Source organism: Sulfuricurvum sp. (genome assembly GCF_049305995.1).
Lineage (GTDB): Bacteria > Campylobacterota > Campylobacteria > Campylobacterales > Sulfurimonadaceae > Sulfuricurvum.
In genome coordinates, this window is sequence record NZ_JBAQPS010000181.1 from 1 (window position 1) to 3,110 (window position 3,110).

The following is a 3,110-nucleotide window of genomic DNA, read 5'->3' on the forward strand; positions in this document are numbered from 1 at the left end:
TATCTATTTTAACGATGAAAACTCCCATTTGACCAATCTGGTTGCGTTCGATTATGATAGCTATTTATGTCAAACTCCCTCAAAGCTTCATTTTGAAGCCATCACCGATTGTTCCTTTCATATCATGAAAAAAGAGGAGAAAGATTATTTGTGTGCTCATCATCTCAAATGGTCGGAGTTTATGAGACGTTCGAGTGATTTGGCGTATTCGCTGGTGCATCAAAAGTTTTTTTCTCAGTTGGTGATGAATGCAGAATCACGATTTGCGCAGTTTTTAGAAACAACCCCGTATCTGCTCGATAAAGTACCGCAATACCATATCGCTTCGTATTTGGGAATCACACCGCAACATCTGAGTCGGTTGAAAAAGATGAACAAATGCGAATGACAATCCTCTAAGGTGAGAGTAGAATTTCCCTATGTTTGTTAGGGGAATTTTATGCAAAAAACATTTTTACGACATCACACGATTTGGCTCTCTATCGCTTCGATACTTTTACTATCTGGGTGCGCGACGCCTGAAACTTCTCCTCCTAAACTCGATTCCAACCTCTCAGCAACTTTTCACCATGCAGCTAGTTCTCTCACAGAGGATAGGGAGTGGTGGGGGACGTTTAACGATCCTAGATTGAGCACTCTCAGCGAAAAAGCTCTCATCTCCAATCATGATGTAGGGATTGCAATGAGCCGTATAAAGGCTGCACGTGCAGGAGCGGATGCCCATGCCTCGCGTCTTTTGCCGACAGTAGATTTACAAACATCGGCTTCAACAACCCATAGCGGACTCCCCTCACCGTATAAGCAGGGGATGCCGGATGTGAGAGCGTATAGTGCGGGTGTTGGTTTGGCGTGGGAGCTAGATATAAGCGGAGGTGTGCGTGCTAGTGTTAATGCCGCACAATCGGATGCTATCAGGGCTGAAGTTGGTGCAGAGGGGGTACGGCTACTCATTGCGAGTGAAATAGCACGTCAGTACTTTATCTTGCGTGGTGCACAACAACGTCTGGCTATTCTCAAAGAGTTGGCGCAAACGCGACATGAATACGTTAAGCTGATTTCTCGACGCCTCAAGGAGGGGCAATCGAGCCGATATGACCTCAATATGGCTGAAGCGCAAGCCAATGCATTGGATGGACAGATACCGTCGTTGCAAACGCTGGTTGACGTATCGCAAACCCATATTTCCCTTTTACTGGGTGCGAACCCCTTTGTTTCAGTGGTAGATGATAATCCTGAATATGTTTGGTCCAAATCTCCGTGTATCGGTACAGCTCAACCTATCGATTTGCTTCGACGCCGTCCTGATTTGATGGCGGCGGAAGCACAGTATCGTGCAGAGTCGTTGCGCTCTAAAGAAGCAGAATCTCAAACGTGGCCGAAGCTCTTTGTGAATGCACTGTTCGGGTTTGAGGATTTTCGAATTAACGGAATAGATTTGGCAACGGTGGCGTTTTCGAATGTTGCCATGGCGTTTGCTATGCCGATTTTTAACGCGGGACGGATTCAAGCATCCATTGATGTCCAAAGTGAGCGTGAACACGAAGCGTTACTCTCATGGCAAAAGGGGGTTCTTGTCGCGGTAAAAGAGGTGGAAGATACGCTAAGCCTACACTCAAACGAGATGAAGCGCGGTGCATCGCTCAAAGCACTCAGTTCTAATCATCATCAAGCACTTCAACAAGCGCAATCGTTATACCGCGAAGGTCAAATCGATAAACTTTCCCTCCTCGATGTTGAACGTTTGGTATTACTCAGCACCATAGAGGTAACAGACCATGAGACGCAACGTCTTTTAGCCGATGTGCAGCTCTATAAAGCATTGGGCGGTGGATGGAATGCATCTCAACTCTCATCTAAAGAACAACCAAAGGTACACCCATGAACCTATCAAAAATCAAATATTTTCAACCTATTGCCCTCTTAGTCTCTGTGATACTGATAACAGGATGCAAGGAAGAAACGGTGAAGATTCCCGATTCTACAGCGGTTTATGTGACGACAATCGCCAAGAGCGATGGCGTGGAAGAGAGATGGTTGAGTGGGTCGATTCGTGCGCGGGTCGAAACCGATATAGCTTTTCGTGCAGGGGGGAAAATCCTCAAACGTCTTGTCAATGTCGGAGATTGCGTCACAAAAGGTCAGCCTTTGGCAATGCTGGATAACGGTGATTATCAATTAGCTCTCAGCGCTGCCGAGGAGCAGTTTAAGTCGGCGAGTGTGAATGCCAAACAATCCCTATCGGACGCTCAAAGATTTCAACGCCTCTCACTGGATGGTTCGATGGGTCTAGCAGATTATGAGCGTCAAAAAAGCCGTGCCGATGCTGCAACAGCGGGTATGGAGCAAGCACGAAGCGCGTTGGAACTGGCAAAAAATAAGGACAGCTATACGATTCTTAGGGCACCGTATGATGGCGTTATTACAGCTATCACTATGGAAATCGGACAAGTGGTAGCAGAAGGACAACCCCTCCTATCCATAGCCAAAGAGGGTGAACGTGAAGTGGTAGTGGATTTACCCGAAGAGATCATGACTTATGTCACTGAGTTTAAAGCCGAGGCTCAACCGTGGGATAACAAGGAGGGTTCAGTGCTTCTTCGTTTGCGTGAACTCTCACCGATAGCCGCATTGCCAAGTCGTACTTATCGTGCACGTTATGTAGCACAGCAAGAGGGATTAAGCCGATTCCCTCTGGGCTCAACATTGCAACTGCGACTCTCACGCCCTAGCGAAGCGGGAATCACTTTGCCACTGAGTGCCATCGTTAAAACAGCAGGTGAAGCGGGGGTATGGGTAGTCAAACCCAATGGAAATGGGGTGGTGTTTGTAAACGTCACGATTCTAAGCTATGGAGTAACGACGGTTCGGGTGAGCGGATTATCTGTAAAGATGCGTATCGTGACGGTCGGAGCGCAAAAGATTGATGGGTCGATGAACATCACTCCGATTGAGCGTAGTGTTGAGACTATGGATGAGTTGTTTGAGAGGGGTCGAGTGTGAAAAATTTCAACCTCTCCAAATGGGCGGTAACGCACACGCAGTTGGTGCTTTTCTTAATCATTAGCGTACTAATCGTCGGTGTCGTGTCGTTTACCAAACTCGGACGTTCG

Annotated in this window: 3 protein-coding genes; all 3 read left to right on the forward strand. The window is 47.2% G+C overall.

Annotation, left to right across the window (positions count from 1 at the left end):
- On the forward strand, positions 1-388 hold a 388-nt coding region (locus WA010_RS06200; protein WP_422556274.1), incomplete at its 5' end, for a Crp/Fnr family transcriptional regulator.
- A gap of 51 nt (positions 389-439) precedes the next feature.
- Entirely contained in the window at positions 440-1,882 is a 1,443-nt protein-coding gene (locus WA010_RS06205; protein WP_422556275.1) for an efflux transporter outer membrane subunit, read from the forward strand.
- Positions 1,879-3,000 (forward strand): efflux RND transporter periplasmic adaptor subunit, encoded by a 1,122-nt coding sequence (locus WA010_RS06210; protein WP_422556276.1) that lies wholly within the window; start codon positions 1,879-1,881, stop codon positions 2,998-3,000. The genes WA010_RS06205 and WA010_RS06210 overlap by 4 nt, the downstream gene beginning before the upstream one ends.
- Positions 3,001-3,110: the final 110 nt, after the last annotated feature.

Excerpts from the sequence above, each read along its gene's own strand:
- WA010_RS06205 (WP_422556275.1), top strand. The coding sequence starts at position 440 with ATGCAAAAAACATTTTTACGACATCACACGATTTGGCTCTCTATCGCT.
- WA010_RS06210 (WP_422556276.1), top strand. The coding sequence starts at position 1,879 with ATGAACCTATCAAAAATCAAATATTTTCAACCTATTGCCCTCTTAGTC.